Source organism: Methanoregula sp. (assembly GCF_049686655.1).
In the GTDB taxonomy this organism is placed as follows: domain Archaea; phylum Halobacteriota; class Methanomicrobia; order Methanomicrobiales; family Methanospirillaceae; genus Methanoregula.
The window spans coordinates 1-22,728 of sequence record NZ_JBAVIG010000058.1; the positions used below are offsets into that span (position 1 = coordinate 1).

Below are 22,728 nucleotides of genomic sequence, written 5' to 3' on the forward strand. Positions count from 1 at the left end.
GACCAGAATAGCTCTGTCAGGAGTTTTATCGATAGCCCATCGCTGCGCCAAGGAGATTAGCGGTAATCCTCAGGGCCTCAATTTCATCTGCCGACCACGACCGCTCAGTTGCTGAGGAAAATCCAATCATTCCCCACAATGTATCCCTGATGAAGATAGGGACCATCACAATTGACCCAATATTAAGAATACCAAAAAACCATTGCCCGGATTCATCCACGCTTTTTTTTGTCACGGACAGCACTTCCCCGCATAAAAGCGCCGCATGCCATTGGGAAAAAACAGGAGAGTTCAAATGGATCGCCTTCAGTTCCGGTTTATTGATAGCCGAAGCTACACCGGGCCCGGACCACTCGTAACGCAGGCTCATCGTAGCTTGTCCTCCGGTATCACTCCCGAGCTGGAAGATCGTGATCGAACTGGCATCTATGGCTAAACCAACGTGTTCAAGGACATTCCGGACGCCCGATTCATCAGGACATGACAACAGATCCGTTGGACACGATTCCGGACTGGATATCCGGAGAAGCCATTCCACAGCGGAACTCACTGCGAAGAGAATGGTATCTCTTTTTTTGATATTGCGATCAATCCGGTGTTTATAGAGCGCTATATCGATGACCGAATGGAGCTCCCGTTCATCGTATGGCTTGAGGATATACCCGTATGGACCGGTGATCTTTGCCCGTTCAAGGAGACCCGGGTCCGCGTAAGCGGTGAGATATATGACCGGGATGTCATAGAGCAGACCGATCTTTTCTGCAGCTTCGATGCCATCCATCTTTCCGCCAAGATGAATATCCATCAGCACCAGATCAGGTTTTAGTTCGGCCACCTTTTCCACGGCGGCTTCACCGGTCCGTGCAATACCGGATACCGTGTACCCCAGTTTTAACAGGGTCTCCTTGATATCCCTGGCTACTATCATCTCATCTTCAACAATGAACAGTGCAGAATCCGACATGTTTCCTCCTTATTTTACTATTTTTGGCATGGTGACGGTATACACCGTTCCCTGGTTCCTCGTGAGTTCGATCTTCCCGTCCAGCTGTTCAACCAGCATGATTACCAGCTGGAGACCGAGCGAGGCTGTATTTCTCCAGTCCAGGTGCTCTGGGATTCCGATACCGTTATCGCCCACAATTAACGTGAGCGCAGAATCATCCGACTGTACGGCCAGGGTAATACAGCCATTCCGACTGTCGGGAAATGCATATTTCAGTGCGTTCGTAACAAGCTCATTCACGATAAGCCCGAGAGGGATCGCCCGGTTGATATCGACAGAGATGTCCTTTATGTTCACATCCAATAATACCGTTACCTGATCCACACCATAGAAATGAAACAGGTTGGTTACGATGAAGCGGAGGTAATCCTCAAGATCAATGTCCGACAGATTATGAGAACGATAGAGTTTCTCATGGACTATGGATATTGTCCTGATACGGTTCTGGCTTTCCTTGATTGCCGCGAGCACATTCTCATCATGGATATGGCGGGACTGGAGGTTCAGCAGGCTGGTAATGATCTGGAGATTGTTTTTTACACGATGGTGAACTTCCCGCAGGAGCACTTCTTTTTCATGAAGCGATACAGTAAGCGTCTTCTCCACACTCCTGCGGAGGGCAATTTCGGCAGTAAGGGATTGGTTGATCCGGTTCAGTTCCGCAGTCCGTTCGGTGACTTTCTGTTCCAGTTCATTACGGGCACTGATGAGAGCGTCCTTCGCACGCTTTTGTTCCGTGATATCCCTGAAGTACCAGATCCTGCCATAATACGGTCCATCGGGTCCGGCCATTGGTGCCGTGTAGCGGTCGAGTGTCCTTCCATCCAGCAGCGGGATCTCGTCCCGGCTGATCGCATACCGGTGATCGAGAAGATGCTTCATCCTGACGCGGAATGTTACAGGATCGGATAGTTTATGGAGCATAGACTGGATTACCCGTTCACTGGATTTCGTGGCAATAATCTCCTGCGGTAATCCCCACATGTCAACAAATTGCCGGTTATACGAAATGACAGTCCCATCGTCACTGACAACGAGGATACCATCAAGAGTCACTTCCTGCTGGGCGGAAAGAAGGGTGTTACTATATCGCAACTCCTGTTCCATTTTTCTGCGGATCACAATTTGTTCGATCTTTTGCGCGAGATCCAGGAACAGGACCCTGGGATCGCCACCTTTAACAATATACGAATCCGCCCCCGCATTCAGGGCATCGACAACAACCTCTTCCCGTCCCCTGCCGGTGAAGATAATGAATGGAATGGTATTGCCACTACCGCGCAAAAGTTTCAGGAATTCGATCCCGTCTATCCCCGGCATCTGGTAATCGGAGATGATAATGTCGTATCCGTGGGTTTTGAGCATTTCCAGGGCATCGTTTGCACTCCGTGCCGTATCAACAGAAAAGCCATGTTTCTTTTCGAGGGATATTTTGGTCGAGTCGAGAAGTGAAGGCTCATCGTCGACATACAGCACTGAAATCACGGGAAACACTACCTATCCGTTGCGGGAAGTTCTTTCAGGATGATATATAAATAGAGGATAAGTAATTGTCGATGTCATATCCAGGGAATTTTTCCCCCCCTGGTCAGATGAGAAGTGACATCCAGGATTAACTCCTGGTATATCGGTCCCCACCTTTTGGCACTACGATCTCAAACCGTGCACCTTTCCCGGGTTCACCGGTCTCCCTGATCGTGATCCCGGTGATTGAGAGAATTTCCTTTGAGAAGAACAGCCCGAGCCCGGTGTTCTTCCCAAAACCCCGGTCGAAGATCTTCTCCTTTACCTCAGCCGGGACCCCATCGCCATCATCTTCGCATACGATCTGGGGGTCATCATCTGATTCCTGCACAAAGAATCGTATAGTCGTGATCTTCCCGCCGTACCGTACCGCATTGTCCATCAGGTTGTAAAAGACCTTGACAATCAGCGGGTCGGCGAACACTTCGGTTCCGGCAGGAAGATCGTTTTTCACCGTGATGTTCCCAAGAGGGATCTGTTTTGTCGCAGTTTCGACGAGTGTATGGCAGTTTTCCCAGCCCGGGTTTTTCATGCCAATCGACTCGTATTCTTTGGTGAACCGGATCATGGCGGAGATGTGTTCTGCAGCGGTTTTGGCTTTTTGGAAATATCCCTCAAATGTGGGATCGGACCGCTTCATTTCCATCAGGCCCAGGTACCCCTGTAATGCGATCAGCTGATTGTTGATATCGTGGCGGGTGATGCCGGTGAGGAGCTTGAGCTTCCTGTTGGCCAGGTGCTGTGCCTCATCAGCCTGTTTCCGTTCGGTAATGTCAATGTTCACACCGATAATCCCTTTAATGTCGTTACCTGTCCGGACGGGGGCAATGATCTCATCATAGGTCCGCACTCCGCTTTCGAACGACACTGACAATTCACCTCTTACTACGTTACCTTCAAACGCCTTTCTGTTGTTTGCCTGCCATTTTTCGAGCAGATCTGACTGGAGAGAAACCTGCATGGGATTTTTGCCGATACAGTCTCCCCAAAGCCTGATCGAAACCGGGTTCTGCAGGATATACCGGCCCGAACGGTCCATAGCCCATGTATCAAACGGGAGATTGTCGATGAGTGCACGCATCTGGGAATTCCGTTCCCTCAGTTCCTCCTCTGCGCGCTTGCGTTCAGTGATGTCATGCACCGATCCGATAAGGTATGTACATTTACCTGCCATATCAAAGATAGGAGCGATACTAACTTCCCCGGTCAGCTGCCCGATGGGGTAATTGGAATTTTCCTCCCAACGGACAATGGCCTTTTTTTCTATGGCCTGCCGGTATTTTTTCAGAACCATGGAGAGAGACGGTTCGGGGATGATGTCGTTCACATACGTGCCGACCACTTGCCCGAAAGACAATCCGGTGGTTCTGGTAAAGGCTGAGTTGACTGAAGTAAAGCGGTACTTCTCACCAGGTTCAACCGTCAGTTGAAAAATGATGTCTCCGACAGTATTATAGATTGAAGCCAGGCGTTGTTCATTTTCATACAGTGCCTGCTCCTCCTGTTTTCGTTCGGTAATGTCCTGGCCTACCGACTGGTACTCAGTAACCTTTCCGGAAGGATCGAAGATTGCACGGTCAGTCCACCGCTGCCATCTCCTTGTGCCATCCGGCATAATGATCCGGTGTTCAATGGCATCAACCGGGTGGTCCGGCGTTAATGACGCAAAAAACTGTTTCACGCGCTCCTGGTCTTCAACAGGGATGCTGGGGCGGAACCGGTGCCCCAGGATCTCGTCGCTTTTCAGGCCGAAATACCGGCAGTATGCGTCATTGACAAAAACATGAGTGCTGTCCGGTAAACACCGGGTGATAAATTCGGTCTGGTCCTCAACAACATTCCGGTACCGTTCCTCGCTTTCCTTCAGCTCCTGTTCCCGCAGGGTCAAATTATCAAAATTGGAACGAAGTTCTTCTTCTGCTGCCACAATCTGTTCATAGGAAGCATTGAGTTCCTCGTTTTTCTTAAGGAGTTCTTCTTCGACACGCTTCCGTTCGGTGATATCGATGGCAACCCCGAGTACAGCCTGCTGGTTGTTGCCAAGTGTGGTGAATGGGACCTTGGTGGTCTGGAGGATATGCTGTTTTCCGGATGCGTCGATATAGGGTTCCTCCGGGATAAACTTGGTCGTTCCCGTTGTGATGACTTCGCGGTCGTCATCAAGCATGTGCCGGAGTTCGGCAGTGTCGCCGTGGAACCGGGCCTGGGATTTTCCCACGAGATCGGCTACGGTCGTATTGTACCCTTCAGCGACTGCCCGGTTTGCAAGGAGATAATTCCCATTCCAGTCCTTTGCAAAGATCATATGAGGCACAAGATCGATGATCTGCTTGAGCTGGGCAGCGTCACGCTTCAGCGCGTCATCATCTGTCCTGCGCCGTGTAATATCCCGGAAAATTCCCTCAATGCCAGCGATCGAACCGTTTTCGTCTCGATAATAATGGCTGTATGTTGAGACCCAGAGCGGCGTGCCATCCCTGCGTTTCAGTTGCACCTCGTAATCATCAATAGATCCATGTTCGGTGAGGATCCGGAGCAGCTCCTCACGTTTTTCCGGTGAAAAGTAGAATGTCTCTGATATTGGTTTGTTTAAGATCTCGTCAAAGGACTCATAACCCAGCGTCCTGAGGCAGCTCGGGCTTGCCATGATCAGGTTCCCCACAAGGTCACTCCGGTAGAACATATCCTGGATGTTGTTGATGACACTACGGTATTTTTCTTCACTTTTCCTGACCGCTTGTTCCTGCCGGGTCAGTTCTTCCAGATTGGAACGAAGTTCCTCTTCAGTTGCCGCAATCTGTTCATAGGAGGCATTGAGTTCCTCGTTTTTCTTAAGGAGTTCCTCTTCTGAATGCCTCCGGTCGGTGATATCGCGGATGGACTGGATAGCACCTATCAGCGTGCCCTGTGTATTGTAGAGCGGGGTGGCGATAATCCATATCGTTGCCCCCCTGCCGTTGTAAAGGAACGGGCTTGTCGTTTCGGCAATCAGGGTTCGTCCGTCCCTTTTCAAGTGGGGATATTTTGTCTCAAGAGCCGGATCATCATGAAGAACCAGGTCAATGAGAACCGGTTGCCTGTCATGGTAACCGGGGATTGCGTATTCATAATTCCCTTTTCCCAGCACTTCTGAGGCAGCGACACCGGTCATCTCTTCCATGGAACGATTCCATGCTATCACCACGCCATTATTATCAATAGCGAACGTTGCGTCGGGCAGGAAGTTTATGATATCTGCCTGCTTGCGCTCAAGGTCCCGGATGCTTGCCTCAGCCAGGTGTTTCTGTACTGCCTGGCGGATCTTATGTTCCAGCTCTGCGAACTGGGCCTTCGGGTCGCCACCTTTCTGGAGATAAAAATCCGCACCGGAGTTGATGGCCAGGATTACCACCTCTTCCCGCCCTCTTCCGGTGAACAGGATAAAGGGGATGGTATTCCCCGAAGTCCTTACCTTTTTTAAAAATTCAATACCGTCCATGCCCGGCATCTGGTAGTCGGAGATGATCGCATCATAGGTCTTTGAATCCAGAAGAGTAAGTGCATCCGGGGCAGAGGTAATGATGTCAACGCTGAACTGCCCGCTCTGCTCAAGGAAGAGTTTGCCTACCTCAAGAAGGGCTGGTTCATCATCGACATAAAGAATATGATACATTGGGGCCACGTTGTAATTCTTCGATATTGTTCGAGAGTTATATTATACCTTGTCTTTTTCATGAGGGGATACAGTCTTCCATGACCTATCCCGAAATAATTTCACAAAACTTTCAATAAAATGAGCAAGCCCTCCCCCGTTGGGAGTCGCCCGGCCGCCTCGTTTTGGGCCTCGCTTTGCAAGAATGCTGTTTGAAAACTTTCATTTTAATCGGGGGTCAAGGGGGCGCACCCCTTGGGCTGCCCCCCCCACTGGGGGAGAGAGGGGGTCACCATCGTAATTCGAAAAATTTTGACGCACCAGACGTGGTTTTACCCGGCCGCCACTTAGTGAAATGAATTCGGGATATCACAGGATACAGTCTTCCATGAGAATTGCCCGGGGAAATGCATGCGGAGCCCGGGAGGGAGTATTTCTGGAATTAATCCAGCAGCCCTCATCTTACATTCCGGGCAGTACTGGCTGGGGATTTGCGCTCCAGGACTGAAACATTATCTTTTGATTCGACAATTTCTCTACAGGAAAAACGCTTTTACGGGCAGGAATCATACACTAGTTCAAGGTGAGATTACTATGAACTCTAAAAATTCTGCATCTCCATTGTCAAAAACGCAAATCAGTTTAGTGTCCTTTGCGATCGGTCTGATCATGCTGTTCATCCCCTATCTGAAAGACTTCGGTTCCGTTGTCCCGGGAATAACCCAGTATTTCAGTCTCATGTTCTACCTTGGATTGTTACTGGTCATTGTCGGGTATTACCTGAAATAATTAAAAACAGAATCCGTATTTTTTGTACAGTGACGGGTGTGGCCGGCCTTTTTCCCTGATGTTTTGCAGGTCCCGGAAGCTGGCAGGTAAAATTATTTTTTCTTTTTTGCTTCTGCAGCCGGCTCGGCAGCGGCAATTTTGATCTCGCACTGTCGATCCCCGGAACACATGGTCCTGACGAACCGGGCAGAATAGTTTTTATTGAGCCGGGGAACCGCGGTGAGGGTGAAGGCCATGCACTTCCGGAACGCAGGATGGACAGGGAGATCTTCACGTGTGCCGTGTTCAATGAGCGGGCACCGTTTCATGATAATGACAGAGCGGTCGGATGAAACTTCGAGGATCTCACCGGAGAACCCGGGCCCGAAGAGGATTGCGAGTACGATGCGCATGGTCCCTGCAAGCTGTTTCGCATTCCCGACCGGAAGGGAGAGATACCGGGCGATCTCAAAAGCCGTGCGGGATAGTTCCATCCAGACTTCCTGCTCGATCTCATCGTACTTCTCTCCTGCGAGCGGGCGGAATGCAGCTTCATAGATCACCGGCAGTCGAGCGGCAAACTCAGCGGCCAGCCGCCACCGGACTTCTTCGGGAATCTCCTTAAGTTCGGTCACACGTCTTCACCCTGTCGCCTTTAGCGGAATATGGGAAATTGCCTCATATCAAACCTTGGATGGGAACAGCTGTCTCCTGTACTGACTGGTTGCCGGGATGTTTTCCTGAATGTCCCGTCAGGATACGATCCCGAAGTACTTCCCGTCCTTCCGGATAAATCCTTCCGATTCCAGTGCCCCGAGGATCTTTGCCACGCGTTCCGTGTCTTCCGCACAGGTATGGGCAACCTGGACAACCGTCATCTTTTTTCCGGAGACCAGCATCCTGAGTATCCCGCCCCGGATCTTCCGGTCGGAGCCAACGAATGCGGATTGTTTCGTATAATGGACACTCCGCCGGTTGGGGTTGGGCACGCTCTTTTTTAACGATGTGCCAAGGTCCATGAGGGCCCAGTACCATTCCCGGGGATTCTCCCGGTCCAGGGAACGTCCGACAAGGGGGAGGATCTCATTATCGCTTACCGTGTCGCCGTCACTGAAAAAAAAGTGGATGAAGACCCTGCGGATATTGGTCTCGATAAAGACAACCGGCAGGTTGAACGCAAATGCGGCTATCGAGGAGGCGGTGGCCCTGCCGATGCCGGGAAATGTGGCAAGGGTATCCACATCGCAGGGCAGGGTGCCGCCAAACTCCGTCATCACCCGTTCTGCACATTTCTGCAGGGCGATGGCCCGCCGGTTGTAGCCCATGCCCTGCCAGACCGGCAGGATATCAGCCGGGGATGCCCGGGCAAGTGCAGGAAAATCCGGGAACCGGGCAATGAATTCCGGGTATTTGAGAGCAACCCGTTCGACCTGCGTCTGCTGGAGCATGATCTCCGAGAGGAGGATCCGGTACGGATCGGTGGTCTCCCGCCAGGCCATGGGGCGCTTGTGCTCCTGGTAAAATGCCTGCACCATCTGCCGGAACTCCCCGATGCCCGGATGGCCATTCTCATCACCTGAATAGCGGGCTTCAGTTGTGGTGAGAAGTTCCTGCCGGGTGTTCCGCAACGGTCCGGATGAGGGATTTACCTGAGTCGTAGAAGGTGATGTGATAACCCGGTTATTAATCGTTCAGCTCGGGGCAAGGTGTGATTAACAGGCATGGCAGGTTAGAAAAACAGGGGTTGACCCGTTGCGGAAAATTTAACCTGTAGAAACCCTTGTGTCGGAACAATTATCAGATTATGTTATAGTGAGAATGGAATTGTGTCTGTCCCTCCCATACCGCCCCTGTGTATTGCAATGCCCGGGGGGGAATTTGTTGCAGGGGATGCCATATCTGTTGGAGTGAAACCCCCGGTAGCGTTCCTCTTTGTAATGATTTCCTTTTGAAAATCGTGGTTTTCAGGAATGATGATGGGGGTTGAGACCCCCATACCCCCTGTTGCGATGAATGCTGCCGCCCCCGACGGGGCGCCCTCGCGGCGGATCATTGACCGGAAGCAATTTTAAAAAACGTCCCTGCCCCGCCGTGCATCGGAGAAGCTCTGAGGCGGGGGAGCCTCACGGATTTTCATGGTTCCGGTGTGAAACGATTGGTTCATGTCTGTTTTCCCGGAGCAGAAAAATTCATTATTCCCACCGGTTTTCACGAAATACTACGATTCCACGATGCCCGGCCAAAAAGATCATGTCCTCTTGAACATGCCGTCCAGATCTTCTTTCGAGAACCGGATCAGGGTAGGGCGCCCGTGGGGGCAGGTGAACGGGTTTTTTGCCTGCCGCAGCTGGTCTGCCACCCGCTGGCACTGTTCCTGCGAGCAGACCGTCCCGGCCTTGACTGCACCCCGGCAGGCAATGACCCGGGTGATCCGTTCCCGGTTATCGACCCGCTGCCCGCTCTCCGGGCTGGTCAGGTCGCTGATGATCTCGTCGATCATGCCCAGGTCCTCCGGCTTACCGAGAAAGACCGGGATGGCGCGGACAAGGAACGTATCCCTGCCGAAATCTTCCATGACAAAACCTTCCCGGGAGAGGGCAGGCAGGAGTTCCCGGAGCAGAGCGCTCTCCCGGGGGGTCCGGTGGAGAACGACCGGGACGATCAGTTCCTGCAGCACCTGGTCGTCCTGCCCGTGGTTGCTGACGATCTCGTAGAGAATCCGCTCGTGGGCTGCGTGTTGGTCGATTACTACGAGTTCACCGGTATCGGTGGTTGCAAGGATGTAGATCCCCCCGAACTGCCCGATTACCTGCAGGGGCGGTATCCGGGGGGTTACCGGGGGAACTCCTGTGTCCGGTTCGGTCCGGCGGAGCTGGCGGTCCGTCATAATTCCCCCCGCGTGCGTGGGTTCGCTTACTATGCCGGGCTGAATGTCCGGAATGCGGTATTCGCCAGGATCAGGTTGTTGTACTGCTGTTTCCTCATGATACTCCGGCAGGAGTTCCTGTGTCGGCGATCCGGCATCCGGCATGAGATTGGCCTGGAAGAGTACCGTGTGGATACCGTGCCGGATCGCCAGCATAATCTCCGGTTCGCGGGAGATCCGCACCAGTTTTTTTGTCGGGTGGACATTCACATCGACCATGGCTGGATCCACCGTAATGGAGAGGAACGCAACCGGGAACCGGTCTTTCGGGAGGAGGGTACCGTAGCCCTCCTTGATGGCGTTGATGATTGCAGGAGAAGAGACGTATCTCTTGTTGATGGCAATGCGGATACGGGAGTGGTCCCTGCGTGACTGTGCGGGAAGGGAGATGTACCCGCTGACCTGCACGAGCGGGCCTTGTGCTGAGACCGGTATGAGATCCCGGGCGAGTTCAGGCCCGTAGACCCGGGCAATGGCGTCAGGCAGTGTCCCGTCCCTGTCAGTCAGCAGTTTTTCCACGCCGTTATGGTAAAGGCGGAACGCGATGGACGGATGGGCGAGGACGATGCCTTCAAGCAGGCCGTGGATATGGGCAAGTTCCGTGTTCCTGCTCTTCTGGAACTTCTTCCGGGCCGGGGTATTAAAAAAGAGATCTTCCACAAGGATGCTTGTGCCCTCAGGAGCCCCGATCGGTATGTTCGCCGCGATCACGCCACCGGTTATAACGATCTTTGTGCCAGGCTCCCCCGGGTTGTCCCGCGGCCGCGTGATGAGAGTGACCCTTGAAACCGCAGCAATACTTGCCAGCGCCTCCCCCCGGAACCCGAGAGTGGAGATGCGGTCGAGGTCAGTGATGGCGGTAATCTTGCTCGTGGCATGGGGCGTGAAGGCCATGATTGCATCGGCAGGGGACATGCCGCTGCCGTCATCCGTGACCCGGACAGAGGAAATCCCGGTTGGGGACGAGGTGAGATCGATCCGGATGGACCGTGCACCGGCATCGATCGCGTTCTCGGTGAGTTCCTTGACGACGGAAGCCGGACGCTCCACTACTTCCCCGGCCGCGATCTGGTTGACGGTTGCCTGGTCGAGCACCCGGATTACCGGGGCACCAGCCCGCCCGTTCATGTCCCTCCGTTGCGCTGGCCAAGTTTCCGTTTCAGTTCTGCGATCTTTGTAATAGCCTGGAGCGGAGTCATCTCGTCCGTGTTGATCGAGCCCAGTTCATCGAGTACCGGGTGACGGGAGTTGTTCCCTGCAGATGACGGTTCATCCACCAGGAGAATCTGGGTATACCGCTGGGGCCGGGCGCCCGGTGTTGCCGGCCTGTCCATGGTCTCGCCAAGGAGCACCTCGGCCCGGTCGGTCACCTTCTTTGGGATCCCGGCAAGCCGGGCTACATGGATACCATAACTCTTGTCGGTGGCACCGGGGATCAGTTTCCGGAGGAAGACCACGTCGGACTGCGTCTCCTTTACCGCGAAATGGTAGTTCCGGACGCGTTTCAGGCTCTCTTCCATGGTAATCAGTTCATGGAAGTGCGTGGCAAAGAGTGTCTTTGGCCCTGCAGCAGATTTCCCGTGCAGGAATTCGAGCACTGCCCGCGCGATCGAGCACCCGTCGACCGTGCTCGTTCCCCTGCCGATCTCGTCGAGGATTACGAGGCTCCGCGGCGTGATATTGTTGAGGATGTTTGCCAGTTCCAGCATCTCGACAAAGAATGTGCTCTGGCCGCTTGCAAGGTCATCAAATGCACCGACACGGGTGAAGATCCGGTCGATGATCCCGATACTCGCGTGCCGTGCAGGGACAAAACTGCCGGCTTGTGCCATGATGCAGGTGAGGGCGGTGGCCCTCATGTACGTGGATTTACCTGCCATGTTGGCACCGGTGATAATAAGGATCTGGTTCCCGGTGCTGTCCAGTGCCGTATCATTGGGAACAAACCCCCCTGTAACCCCCTGTTCGACCACCGGGTGCCGGCCGTCACGGATCGTGATTGCAATGCCGTCGTTCAGCTGCGGGCGCACGTAATCCCGGGTGATCGCGACCTCCGCAAGTGCTGCAGCAACATCAAGGGCACCAATGCCGGAAGCGATCTCCTGGAATCCGGGGATCCGCTTCTTCAGGATGTCGAGGAGCCCGGCGTAGAGTTCACGCTCAAGTGCCAGCACGCGTTCATCGGCATTCGTAATGAGCGCCTCCTTCTCCCGCAGGGCCGGGATCGTAAACCGCTCGCCGGTCGCCGTGGTCTGTTTGCGTTCATAGCGGGAGGGCACGAGATGGAGGTTCGGCTTTGTGATATCGATATAATACCCGAAGATCCGGTTATAGCCGATCTTCAATGATTTGATGCCGGTTGCTTCCCGCTCGCTCGCCTGGAGATCCACGATCCAGTCCCTCCCGGAATGGAGCACACCGCGGATCTCGTCGAGTGCCGGGACATAACCCGGACGGATGACCCCGCCATTGCGGGCAATTGCCGGAGGATCGTCCACCAGTGCTGTCCTGACAAGATGGATTACGTCGGGCAGATCGTGGAGGGACTCCCTGGCGTTTTTCACGATCTCCGGCAGATCACCCGGCTGGTCCCCGGCCAGGGAACGTTTCAGTTCCGGCAGGATCGTAAGGGAATCTGCCAGGGCAGTGAGGTCGCGCGGGCCGGCATTCCCGTAGGCAATCCGGGCGGCGATCCGCTCGATATCCGCACAGGATCCCAGGTGCTCCCTCAGCGAAAGCCGTACCTGGGTTTTTCCGGCAAGATAACCGACTGCATCGAGCCGCTTGTTTATTGTCGGGATATCCGTGAGAGGGCGCGTGAGGTGACGGTTCAGGAGACGGCTGCCCATCGGCGTCGTGGTCAGGTCCAGCGAAGAAAAGAGCGTGGCGCCCCGGGCCCCGCCCCGGATACTCTCCCGGATCTCCAGATTGCGCAGCGTTACCGCATCGAGAGTCATTCCCTGTGAAGAGGACCGGGTCGATATGCTGCTGATATGTGAAAGAGAGGCATGCTGTGTTTCCTGTGCATAGGCAAGTGCTGCCCCTGCCGCTGCGATCGCGGCCGGCATCTCCTCGCAGCCGAACCCTGCGAGCGTCCCGGTATTGAAGTGGCTGCAGAGCAGCCGGCGGGCGTTCTTCTCATCGAATGCGCTGTCGCGGCATGCCGATACGACAACACCACGATCCCGGATGGCTTGCCGGAAAGGTTCAGGAAATGTCGGGGGGACGAGACATTCGGCCGGGATGTACCGGGCGATCTCCGACCGGAGGTTTTCGAGCAGCGGATCGTGATCGATAGTAGCAACGAAGAACTCACCGGTAGAGATATCCAGCAGTGCGATGCCCCACTCCCGCTGTTTTGCATCGGGACAGACTGCCATCAGGCAGGCAGCGGCAGACGTGGGGAGGAGCGTGGAATCGATCACGGTACCGGGTGTGATAACCCGGGCGATCTCCCGCCGGACAATCCCCTTGGCATTTTTGGGGTCTTCTGTCTGCTCGCAGACTGCTACCTTGTAGCCTTTCCCGATCAGTTTTGCGATATATCCTTCAGCCGCGTGATAAGGAACACCGGCAAGAGGGATGCGATTGTCGCCGCTCTTTGAACGGGACGTCAGGACGATTTCGAGTTCCCGCGAGATCAACTCGGCATCGGCATTGAACGTCTCGTAGAAATCCCCGATCCGGAAGAGGAGGATCGTGTCCGGGTACTGCTCCTTAAGCTCGTGGTACTGGCGCATGACCGGTGAATGGCGGGTCCCTGCCGTGGTCTCCTCGTTCCCGTTCAATCCGTTTTCCTGAGCCATTGCTGGTGAAAGGTCACCTCCGGAGCAATTAATACCGATCTTACCGGATCCTGCCCGGCAGGGAACCGGTTTAACCGGCACAGTATTGAAGGGAGTGGTCATCCGTGCCTGTGGGTGCAGCTGTACCAGATTATCGCCGGCAGCGATACGGCAAGGGCGATCATTCCCGGGACGAGGCAGAGTGAAAAACCGGTCCCGATCACGTACGTCAGGTCATCAAGGATACTGATTGCAGCAGGAATGCCGCTCAGGTACACGAGAATTCCGGCAACGACAATGAGAGTGATCCCTATGGCCGCGTTTTTGAGGTCCTGCAGGCTGGGCGCAACAGAAAGGATGAGGCTGAGCGTGAGGTAAAGATACAGGATGAACCAAGGGTCGAACCGGGTTACAATATTGGCATCAAACATCCGGAAAATTACGGTGACTGCCCCGCCCGGCATATTGGTGGAATCGGGGGGAAACGGAAATACCGGGAAGATGCACCCGAGGTACTGCGCAAAGACCCAGGTGCAGAATGCAAGTACGAGGGGAATGCAGAAGACCGGTGCAGTACTGATGATCACATCCCCGAGAAGGGGGATCTTCGGCCGGGCATACGTAACTGACCCGCCTCCTTCGGAAAAGAGAACAACCTTCTGGACCTCAGCCCCGGTGAGAAGGCAGCCGAGGATATGGGAGCATTCGTGGACCACCACCCCCGGGAACCGGAGAATGTAGTAGAGGAACCGTACGGGCAGCACCCGCGCCCAGAGGTAGTCGAGGATGAGCGAGAGGATCATCACGGCAATCCCCATTGCGATGAGAAGGAGAAACGAAAGGACCTGCATACCGGTTATTACAGGAGATCTGCTCCGGCATCGGAGATAAGGACTGAGGTATACCCGGTGGACAGGATGGCACTTCTGATAACCTGATATAGTCCCATAACCCATGGACGGGTATGCCAAAGGAGGATCTGCCGCCAGGTTCACGATCGGGAGAGGGTAAGAAGATCCGGAACCGGCTGGCCCTGGAGAAAAGCCCCTACCTCCTCCAGCATGCGGCAAACCCGGTCGACTGGTACCCGTGGGGTGAAGAAGCATTTTCACGGGCTTTGGAAGAGGATAAGCCCGTCTTCCTCTCTGTAGGGTACGCCACCTGCCACTGGTGCCACGTGATGGCACACGAATCGTTCGAGGATGAGACCGTGGCATCCCTGCTTAACCGGTATTTTGTCTGCATCAAGGTGGACCGGGAAGAGCGGCCCGATCTTGACAGCGTATACATGGCAGCCTGCCGGCAGATGACAGGGCAGGGAGGGTGGCCCCTCACTATCTTCATGACCCCGGACCGGAGACCGTTCTATGCAGCCACATATATCCCAAAAGAGCGGAGGGGACCGGTCCCCGGCCTGCTGGAACTCCTGCCCCGGATCGCAGAAGTCTGGCGCGAGGACCGTGATCATGTCGTCGTAACGGCGGACAGGATTCTTGCTGAGATCACAAGGCCGGAAGTGACCGATCCGTCATATGAACCGGATGAACGCCTCCTGGATGCCGGTTTTGAGGAACTTGCCGCCGGCTTTGATCCGGATTACGGCGGTTTTGGGCATGCACCGAAATTTCCTGCACCGCATACGCTGCTCTTCCTTCTCCGGTACTGGCACCGGACCGGAAAGAAACAGGCCCTTGCAATGGTGGAACGGACGCTGGGTGCAATCCGCTACGGAGGCATCTGCGACCAGGTCGGCGGCGGGTTCCACCGGTACTCGATCGATGTCCAGTGGAGGGTACCCCATTTCGAGAAGATGCTCTATGACCAGGCACTCCTCCTGATGGCCTGTTCAGAAGCCTTCCAGGCAACGGGCAATCCGGTATACCGGGAAACCGCGGACGGGATTGTCACCTATGTGTTGCGGGATCTTACCTCTCCGGCTGGTGCATTTTTCTCGGCAGAGGATGCTGACAGCCCGGGAGGCGAAGGTGCATTCTATCTCTGGTCGGCTGCAGATCTCACGGATGCGCTCGGTCAGGAAGACGGGGAGTACGCAGCAAGGGTGTTCAATGCAACCAGGACAGGAAATTATTCCGGGTCCGGGAAAGAAAACGGGAACGGGAAAAATATCCTCTGGAGATCAGGTATGCCGGTGGACCTTGTTTCTGAAGTGCGGATGACCTCCATCAGGGCCCGGCTTTTAGCTGCCCGGGAGCGACGGGCCCGCCCCTTACGGGACGACAAGGTACTCGCGGACTGGAACGGGCTCTTCATAGCCGCCCTTGCACAGTCAGCCCGTGTTTCAGGGAAAGCCTCCCACCTCGTTGCAGCGGAACGTGCAATGAAGTTCGTACTTGGGAACCTGCGTACCCCGGAGGGTGCTCTCCTGCACCGGTACCGCGATGGCGAGGCTGCGATTCCCGGGTTTGCCGATGATTACGTCTTTGTGATCCTTGCCCTCATCGAACTCTACGAGAGCAGTTTCGATACAGGGTATCTTTCAGCGGCACTTGACCTGAACCGGTATTTCCTCAACCACTTTGGAGATCCTGATCACGGGGGTTTCTTTATGATTTCCGGAACTTCCGAAGTCACGCTTTTCCGCAAAAAAGAATGGTATGACGGTGCCATCCCCTCTGCAAACTCCGTAGCATTCGCAAACCTGCTCCGGCTCTCCCGGCTTACCGGCGATCCCGGGTATGCATCCCTGGCAATGGCGCTCTCCCGGGAAGCAGGCCGGATTGTAAGTCGATCCCCTTCGGCATATACCGGTTTTTTGTCAGCGCTTGACTTTGCTGTTGGTCCGACGACAGAGATTGTACTCGCAGGCAATCCCGGGGCAGAGGATACTGAGCACCTGGTTGGAGTACTCCGCGCAGGTTACCTGCCCCGTTGTACGGTTTTGTTCCGGCCGGTATCCGGAGACCGGGTCGTGCTGGACCGCATTGCGCCATTCTCTTCTGCTATGATCCCAAAGGATGGCAGGGCTGCGGCATATGTCTGCTCGGGAAATACCTGCTCCCCACCCATCACCGAACCGGAAAAACTTGCTGCATTCGTTAACGGGAATATACCCGGGAGATAAAAAATCGGCTCCTGGAGAAATCCTGTCGTTCTTTTGAATTCACGTAATTTTTGGCATTTATGCATGTGCCCCCTCTCTTGCCCTGATAGGAAGGCAACCCACGGGAAGAATCCCCTTGACCCCTTTCTTTTTATTTCTCCCTTTTCCAGAAGTTTTTTCACCAACTTTATGAGGAACTATCGCAACTGGGGGATGCCCGGGTGGCGGGGGCGGATGCATCGTATGCCAAAACCCAAAAGAGCGTCTACAATGAAAAAACAATGATATCTGCAAAAGCCAAAAAAATCAGAGATTCTTAAGTGAAACGATATCCTTCACACCGGCCAGCTTCCAGACAAGCGAGCGCTCTTCTTCGGCAATAGCGACCGGTGCATCCAGCGGGGAGTGGCCGAGAGCGGCAAGGATATTGCAGGACAGGTTCCTCCCGACAATAAGATCTACAAATTTTTCCCGTATGATCTTCTTCTCGATTGAGTCTTCCACTTCCTCAAGGTAACCCTGCAGGGTGACGAATGTATACGAGGAGAGATCCTTGGTGTATTTCTCGATCTCCACCGATGCATAGGGGCTTTTCCGGAAGTACTCGATCTTCTTGCCGTATTTTGTTGACAGGAAGTAGAGGAACGAACCGTCGAAGACGTAAAGGAACGGGGCAATATAGGGATATTTCTCGCCCTGGAACGCAATCCGGCAGATGTACCCTTTCTCGATCAGTTTGTCATATTCGACTTTGTCTACCCTCGGGATCCTGATGACGTCCATAGACTCTCGATCTGCATTCCCTTTTGAGAGACTATAAACCTTTTCAATTATCGCTTATATAAAAAAAAGAAACCTACGGTTCAATCTGGTATCCGGCCTGCTTCCATGCGGTCATACCGCCGAGCACATTGGTAACATTCCGGTACTTGTGACGCGCCAGGATACTGGCCCCGAGACCGCCTTTATATCCCGCATCGCAGCAGATAACCACCGGCTCGTTTCCCGGTATCTCGCCGATACGCCCGGGCAGTTCACCGATATAGATATGGCAGGCACCCCGGATATGCCCGACGTTGCGCCAGTTCTTCATGTCGCGCACATCGAGAAGGAACGGGGATTCCGTTTCGAGCCGGCGTTTGAGCTCCTGAACCGAGCAGGTCGGGATCGTCGCGATTTCCTGTGCAGCTTTTGTCCATGCCGGGAACCCGCCGAGAAGCACCCCGGCAAGATTGTCATACCCGAGCCTGACGAAATGCCGGAAGACCTGGTCGAGGCCCTGGTTGAAATCATCGACAATGATGATCGGGGTTTCATAGTCAAGGAACCAGCCTGCAAAGGAAGGGATCCCTTCCCGCCAGATGGAGATACTGTCCGGGATATGCCCGGCACCAAACGAGGTTGGTGCCCGAATATCCACGACCTGGCACCCTTCTTTACGGATCCTGTTCACATCGCCGATGCTGAGATAGCCGGGAAACGGTTCGCGGGGGAGCAGCGGGGCTCCATTGAGATTATACTGCTCCATTTTCCGGAAATAGGGGGGCACGTACGGGGTCTCTTCTTTTCTTGCAGCAACAAATTCGTCGCGCCCTTTCTGCAGGAGGGGATTCGTCTGCTTCTCGTAACCTGCCGTGGTGAACGGGTGATCTGCGATATCACCGCCGCAGACGGACCCGGCGCCATGCGCGGGACAGATGATGACACCTTCACCAAGCGCCAGGATCTTTCCGGTGATCGAATCAAAGATCTTCCCTGCCATCTCGGCATTGCGGCCGGGGCCGTAAAAATCCGTACGGGCAATATCCCCGGCAAAGAGCGTATCGCCGCAGAAGACCATGTATGGCGTGTCAGAAACTTCCCGGTCCCGCACGACTACGGAAATGCTCTCTTCCGTATGTCCCGGGGTCTCCTGCACTTCCAGGTCCAGTGACCCGATGGTGAACCGGTCCCCTTCCCGGACGGGTTTGCCGTACGCAAATGCCGCATGGGCGCCATGAAAGATCTCCGCACCGGTCCTCTCCCTCAGTTCAAGGGAACCGGTTACATAATCCTCGTTCCGGTGGGTCTCGAAGATATGTGTGATGGTCACGTTGTTCCGGCGTGCAATCCCGGGATACACCTCGCAGTCCCTGCGGGGATCGATTACCGCAGCCCGGCCCCCGGATCCGATCAGGTACGAGTTCTGGGCAAGACCTTCGGCAACTATCCGCTCAAACAACATGGCTGAAAACACCTCTATCGTGGACTTTCACGGGACTTGGTAAATACATTGTGCTGGACCAGACTATGCGTTTACGTATTCTGCGTATCATTCACCATATGGGTAATTGAAGAGGACAGGCTTTGAACTGCCCTGTTCGCGGTGGTAACGTATAACGGCACAGAGATCCCTGATGCTGACCGGGACGTACCCGATCACCTCAGCACTGACGTTGATCCGGCGTTTCTCAAAATTGATAAATGGAAAGTTGCGGAGATCGTTGTTGTGGTAATGGCCATGGATCACCCAGCCGTCAAACGAAGCCGGTACATCTGCGGGATCGTGGACAATGAGAAATTGTTCCCCGTCATAATCAATCGTCCGGGACAGGATTGCACCCTCTTCCCGGTCATCATGATTCCCGGTGATGAACGTGATTTTGCCGTTCAGTTGTCCGCAGTAGTCCTGGAATGCCCGGGCATCCCTGCCGTAACGCAGATCACCCGCGTGGTAAACCTGCGTGCCGGGAGACACCACCGAATTCCAGTTGCTGATGAGTACACAGTCCATTTCAGCAACATCCCGGAACAGGAACGGGCGGGAGCAGTACCGGATGATGTTCGCATGCCCAAGATGGAGATCCGCGATCAGGAATATATCATCAGGTTCACCGGGGGCTGCCAGGTTTCTTTCAAACCCTGCCATCTTCCGGAACGTGGCAAGAGTTTCCTGCCAGCCTGTACTGTCATGACGATGATCATCATGGATCCAGCGTTTCCCGGCAAGATCATATTCTGCAAGGATCTCTTCCCCGTGCATGACCGTTACACGAAGCCCGGTCTCGTCAAGCAGTGGTGGCGGGAAGGACCGCGGCCTGACCGTGAAGAGCCGGATGAGGTGCTTCCGGATGCGTGTGATTATTGAAGGCGATCCGCCGGTTGACTTTCCCGGTGACGGGTCCCGCGTGATGGCCAGGAAGACTGATGCTGCTTTCCGGAGATCGAGACGGTTGGCAACCGTGACATGAAACCATTTCCGTTCGGGTTCGGCATCCCATACATTAAGGCTCTGGCAGACAGGGAGGAGCGCCAGCGCAAGACCGGAAGAGAGGGATTTCAGCGGATCGGATGGCCGGACCCCGATGGCAATTACTCCCCCGTGCAAGCCCTCCCGTTTCTCAAACCCGTCAAGGAGGAACGGGACGGGGTCAAACCGTGAAGCGACAGACTCAATGGCGTCAAGGATCTGCTCCTGGCGGACCCCTCCATTCAGGACAAGCGGGCCAAAAAGGGTGACATGAGGATGGGGCTCCATGAACTGCTCAATCCCGAACGGCCCGGTAATAGAAGAGATCAGCTGCCTGATCCTCCATTTGGTCCGGCCAAGCCGGATCTCAACAAGATATGTGTCTTCCATAACGTGCAGTCAGGATTGGTTGTTACAATGTCAGGAATACCGGCAACTAATCATTTACCCGGTCATCTTATCCTGCCGGAAAAGGCTGTTGTTATGACAAGCTCGCTGCAATTATTTTTTTTCATGGGCCAGACCAAACAGCATGATCATACCGACCAGGATCGTGGCAACCCCGGCGATTGCAAAGATAATGCCCATCCACGGGGCAATCCGGGAAGCAAAGAAGAGACCCGCGGCGATCAGGAGAGCTCCTATCAGTATCGTAGTTACAGGTCCCATCACCGGTTCTGCCATCCAGGTACCTCCATGTCGTATCTGATAGGTAATCCCCGGTGATATATACAGATTCTCTTTTCACGCCGTTTTTTTAGAAAAGTATGGCTTACCGCGATCCATACACTCATACTGTTACAACCGGAACATGATACCACAGTCATGAGTATATCCCGCCAGCCGGTAAAAGCACTGCTTTTCGATATGGACAATAATTCAATGCTGCTGCGTTATTGAACAATTATGCCCCCCCCTTTGCACCATGTGGTTTTTGTAGTGCTCACGCACAGGATAATGACGGAATCGCGAATTTAAATCTCGCCACCGGCTTGAATTAAAAAGTTCCAATCTTTGGGGTTATTTTGTTAAAATAACTTTGAATTATTGCCCAATTACTTAAAATTGTAAACTCACGGTCGATGCAAAGTCCGGCTCGGACTTAACTCCTTTTAGGTCCAAATCTCTTATCAAAAAGTATGCCTTTACCGTTGTCTCCAATTTGACAATACCCTTATCATTGCCAATCGGTCTCTTGACTCTATTGAATATGGAATTGTCAAAAAATTGTCAGCATTCTCATTAAAGTCGATGATGAGAGGTTTTTCTTTGTCATATAACTTCATATTTACATCTCTGTATCCGATATTTGTAGTGATTTTTCCTTCATTGCGTTTAATATTGCAATAATCTCCAAGAATCTCGATTTTTTGATTAGTTCCCCACGCGATTAGATAACGTTTACATTCAACTCTTAATGTGCCATTAATATCGCTTGTTGTAGTGACGTGTACATCGCGTGCCAAAGGTCCATAATTTATAAGGTATAATGATTGAGACACGGAAGGATCTGCAGAACACGGCGAATCGCTAATCTCAAAAGAGAATATAGGTTTATTAGCAATTTCTCTCATCCGCTCTGCTTCTCTTCTTATATTGTGAGTTTCCCAAGCATAGTACCCTGTGATAACAACTAAAACAAGTGTAAAAAGTGCCAATGCCCAATTTGCTGATGTATCATTAATGGGACTCGTATTAGTTGTGTTGCTTATCGCTGTAGACGGGGTACTAAACAGCATGGAAAACCCAAAACCGAACAAAAGAACGAGAACTAAAAGGACAAAACCGATACCCGCCCCGACGATTAGCCGATTGTAACGTTCCAATGTATCTACGTTGGATAAATTACCCATCCTGTTTTCTAATTCCAATTTGTTAATGACTGATCCAATGACTATGCTAACGAAAAAACTTAGACCTACAGCAAAAAGCGCAGCTGCAAAAACAGTACTCCACAATGACAGGTCAACAGGGGCCATATTTACAAATGTGTCATCCGACATTTACACTTTTTTAAAAACTCCTGAAAACGCTTCAGAATCTTTTTTTAAGATATTGAACTTAACAAAAAAAATGATTTAAGATATATCACTACTCAGAACATCAAATCTTACGAAAAATTCCTTCGAACCCGCAGTGATCCTAAATTCATCCTCAAGTACATCCGGAATAGGGATGAAAATCCGATTTTTTGTTATTAATGTTGTTGTAGGAAATATACCACTGCTTGCGTCAGTATTATTCATAGGTTTGCGCAGTTCAATATCATAATAAAGGTTGAGTCTTCCTGTTTCTTCGGTGAATATGTAGATAATACGATGCCCCCCCCACAATATTCTTGTTGAATGAGGCCTGCGGAAAAAATCCACTTCCGGACTTCGCATTAGACGATCAGATATACCTAAAAGCATTGAGAAATTATTAAGAAGGGGATATTTTTCAGCCGTTACCAGTATTTTCATATCGGAACAGATTGCATCCCGGATAATCGGCGGGCGAGCCTCAAACTCAGGGTTGTTCGGTTCTGGGGGATTTACAGGAGACTCTGCAATTCCCTGCACTACATCTTCAACGGTACCGACTTGATCATGGGAAACACGCTGTGCCTGAGGTCGAGCATAAAAATTCCCGCCACTTCGTTGAAGCACCTCAGAAAGTTTCATTTTTCCTAAGAGAAAATCTCCAAGAACACCTTCGAGTTCACCCTGTTCGGTTTCCTCATAGTGATACAATTCACGGTTCCGTTGCAAAATCTTTCTCAAAGCATCTACGCCATCTCTAGTTGATGAAGGGACAAA

Annotated in this window: 15 protein-coding genes; 1 reads left to right on the forward strand and 14 read right to left on the reverse strand. The window is 53.1% G+C overall.

Going from position 1 to position 22,728, the window contains the following annotated elements:
* Positions 1–25 precede the first annotated feature (25 nt).
* From WBL42_RS07810 to WBL42_RS07845, 8 genes are all read right to left on the reverse strand, one after another.
* Positions 26–964 carry a response regulator gene (locus tag WBL42_RS07810; RefSeq protein ID WP_424720717.1) on the reverse strand — a complete coding sequence of 313 codons (939 nt, stop codon included), beginning with the start codon at positions 962–964 and terminating at the stop codon, positions 26–28.
* Positions 965–973: 9 nt separating this feature from the next.
* Positions 974–2,491: a sensor histidine kinase gene (locus WBL42_RS07815; protein ID WP_424720718.1), complete on the reverse strand. Its 1,518-nt coding sequence runs from the start codon at positions 2,489–2,491 to the stop codon at positions 974–976.
* Positions 2,492–2,618: 127 nt separating this feature from the next.
* A complete protein-coding gene (locus WBL42_RS07820) occupies positions 2,619–6,182 on the reverse strand; it encodes a PAS domain S-box protein (protein WP_424720731.1) in 3,564 nt (1,187 codons plus the stop codon).
* Positions 6,183–7,042: 860 nt separating this feature from the next.
* Positions 7,043–7,564 (reverse strand): hypothetical protein, encoded by a 522-nt coding sequence (locus WBL42_RS07825; RefSeq protein ID WP_424720719.1) that lies wholly within the window; start codon positions 7,562–7,564, stop codon positions 7,043–7,045.
* A 117-nt stretch (positions 7,565–7,681) separates the two neighbouring features.
* Entirely contained in the window at positions 7,682–8,557 is an 876-nt protein-coding gene (locus WBL42_RS07830; RefSeq protein ID WP_424720720.1) for an A/G-specific adenine glycosylase, read from the reverse strand.
* A gap of 620 nt (positions 8,558–9,177) precedes the next feature.
* Positions 9,178–10,983 carry a DNA mismatch repair endonuclease MutL gene (gene mutL, locus WBL42_RS07835; protein ID WP_424720721.1) on the reverse strand — a complete coding sequence of 602 codons (1,806 nt, stop codon included), beginning with the start codon at positions 10,981–10,983 and terminating at the stop codon, positions 9,178–9,180.
* Positions 10,980–13,661, reverse strand: coding sequence for a DNA mismatch repair protein MutS (gene mutS, locus WBL42_RS07840; RefSeq protein WP_424720722.1), 2,682 nt, complete (start codon positions 13,659–13,661; stop codon positions 10,980–10,982). Before mutS ends, mutL begins: the two co-directional genes overlap by 4 nt.
* A 98-nt stretch (positions 13,662–13,759) precedes the next feature.
* Positions 13,760–14,491 (reverse strand): M50 family metallopeptidase, encoded by a 732-nt coding sequence (locus WBL42_RS07845; RefSeq protein ID WP_424720723.1) that lies wholly within the window; start codon positions 14,489–14,491, stop codon positions 13,760–13,762.
* A 113-nt stretch (positions 14,492–14,604) separates the two neighbouring features.
* On the opposite strand from WBL42_RS07845, the gene WBL42_RS07850 reads away from it, so the two are divergent.
* On the forward strand, positions 14,605–16,722 hold the full coding sequence (locus WBL42_RS07850) for a thioredoxin domain-containing protein (protein WP_424720724.1): 2,118 nt from the start codon (positions 14,605–14,607) through the stop codon (positions 16,720–16,722).
* A 285-nt stretch (positions 16,723–17,007) separates the two neighbouring features.
* On the opposite strand, the gene WBL42_RS07855 is transcribed toward WBL42_RS07850, so the two are convergent.
* From WBL42_RS07855 to WBL42_RS07880, 6 genes are all read right to left on the reverse strand, one after another.
* Positions 17,008–17,484: a pyridoxamine 5'-phosphate oxidase family protein gene (locus tag WBL42_RS07855; RefSeq protein ID WP_424720725.1), complete on the reverse strand. Its 477-nt coding sequence runs from the start codon at positions 17,482–17,484 to the stop codon at positions 17,008–17,010.
* A 73-nt stretch (positions 17,485–17,557) separates the two neighbouring features.
* A complete protein-coding gene (locus WBL42_RS07860; RefSeq protein WP_424720726.1) occupies positions 17,558–18,925 on the reverse strand; it encodes an MBL fold metallo-hydrolase in 1,368 nt (455 codons plus the stop codon).
* An 87-nt stretch (positions 18,926–19,012) separates the two neighbouring features.
* The gene (locus tag WBL42_RS07865) at positions 19,013–20,320 is read right to left on the reverse strand and encodes a 2'-5' RNA ligase family protein (protein WP_424720727.1); all 1,308 of its coding nucleotides are present in this window, start codon (positions 20,318–20,320) and stop codon (positions 19,013–19,015) included.
* A gap of 111 nt (positions 20,321–20,431) precedes the next feature.
* Complete coding sequence (locus tag WBL42_RS07870) at positions 20,432–20,614, reverse strand: hypothetical protein (RefSeq protein WP_424720728.1); 183 nt, start codon at positions 20,612–20,614, stop codon at positions 20,432–20,434.
* Between the two features lie 461 nt (positions 20,615–21,075).
* Positions 21,076–21,909, reverse strand: coding sequence for a hypothetical protein (locus WBL42_RS07875; RefSeq protein ID WP_424720729.1), 834 nt, complete (start codon positions 21,907–21,909; stop codon positions 21,076–21,078).
* 99 nt (positions 21,910–22,008) lie between these two features.
* On the reverse strand, positions 22,009–22,728 hold a 720-nt coding region (locus WBL42_RS07880), incomplete at its 5' end, for a hypothetical protein (protein ID WP_424720730.1).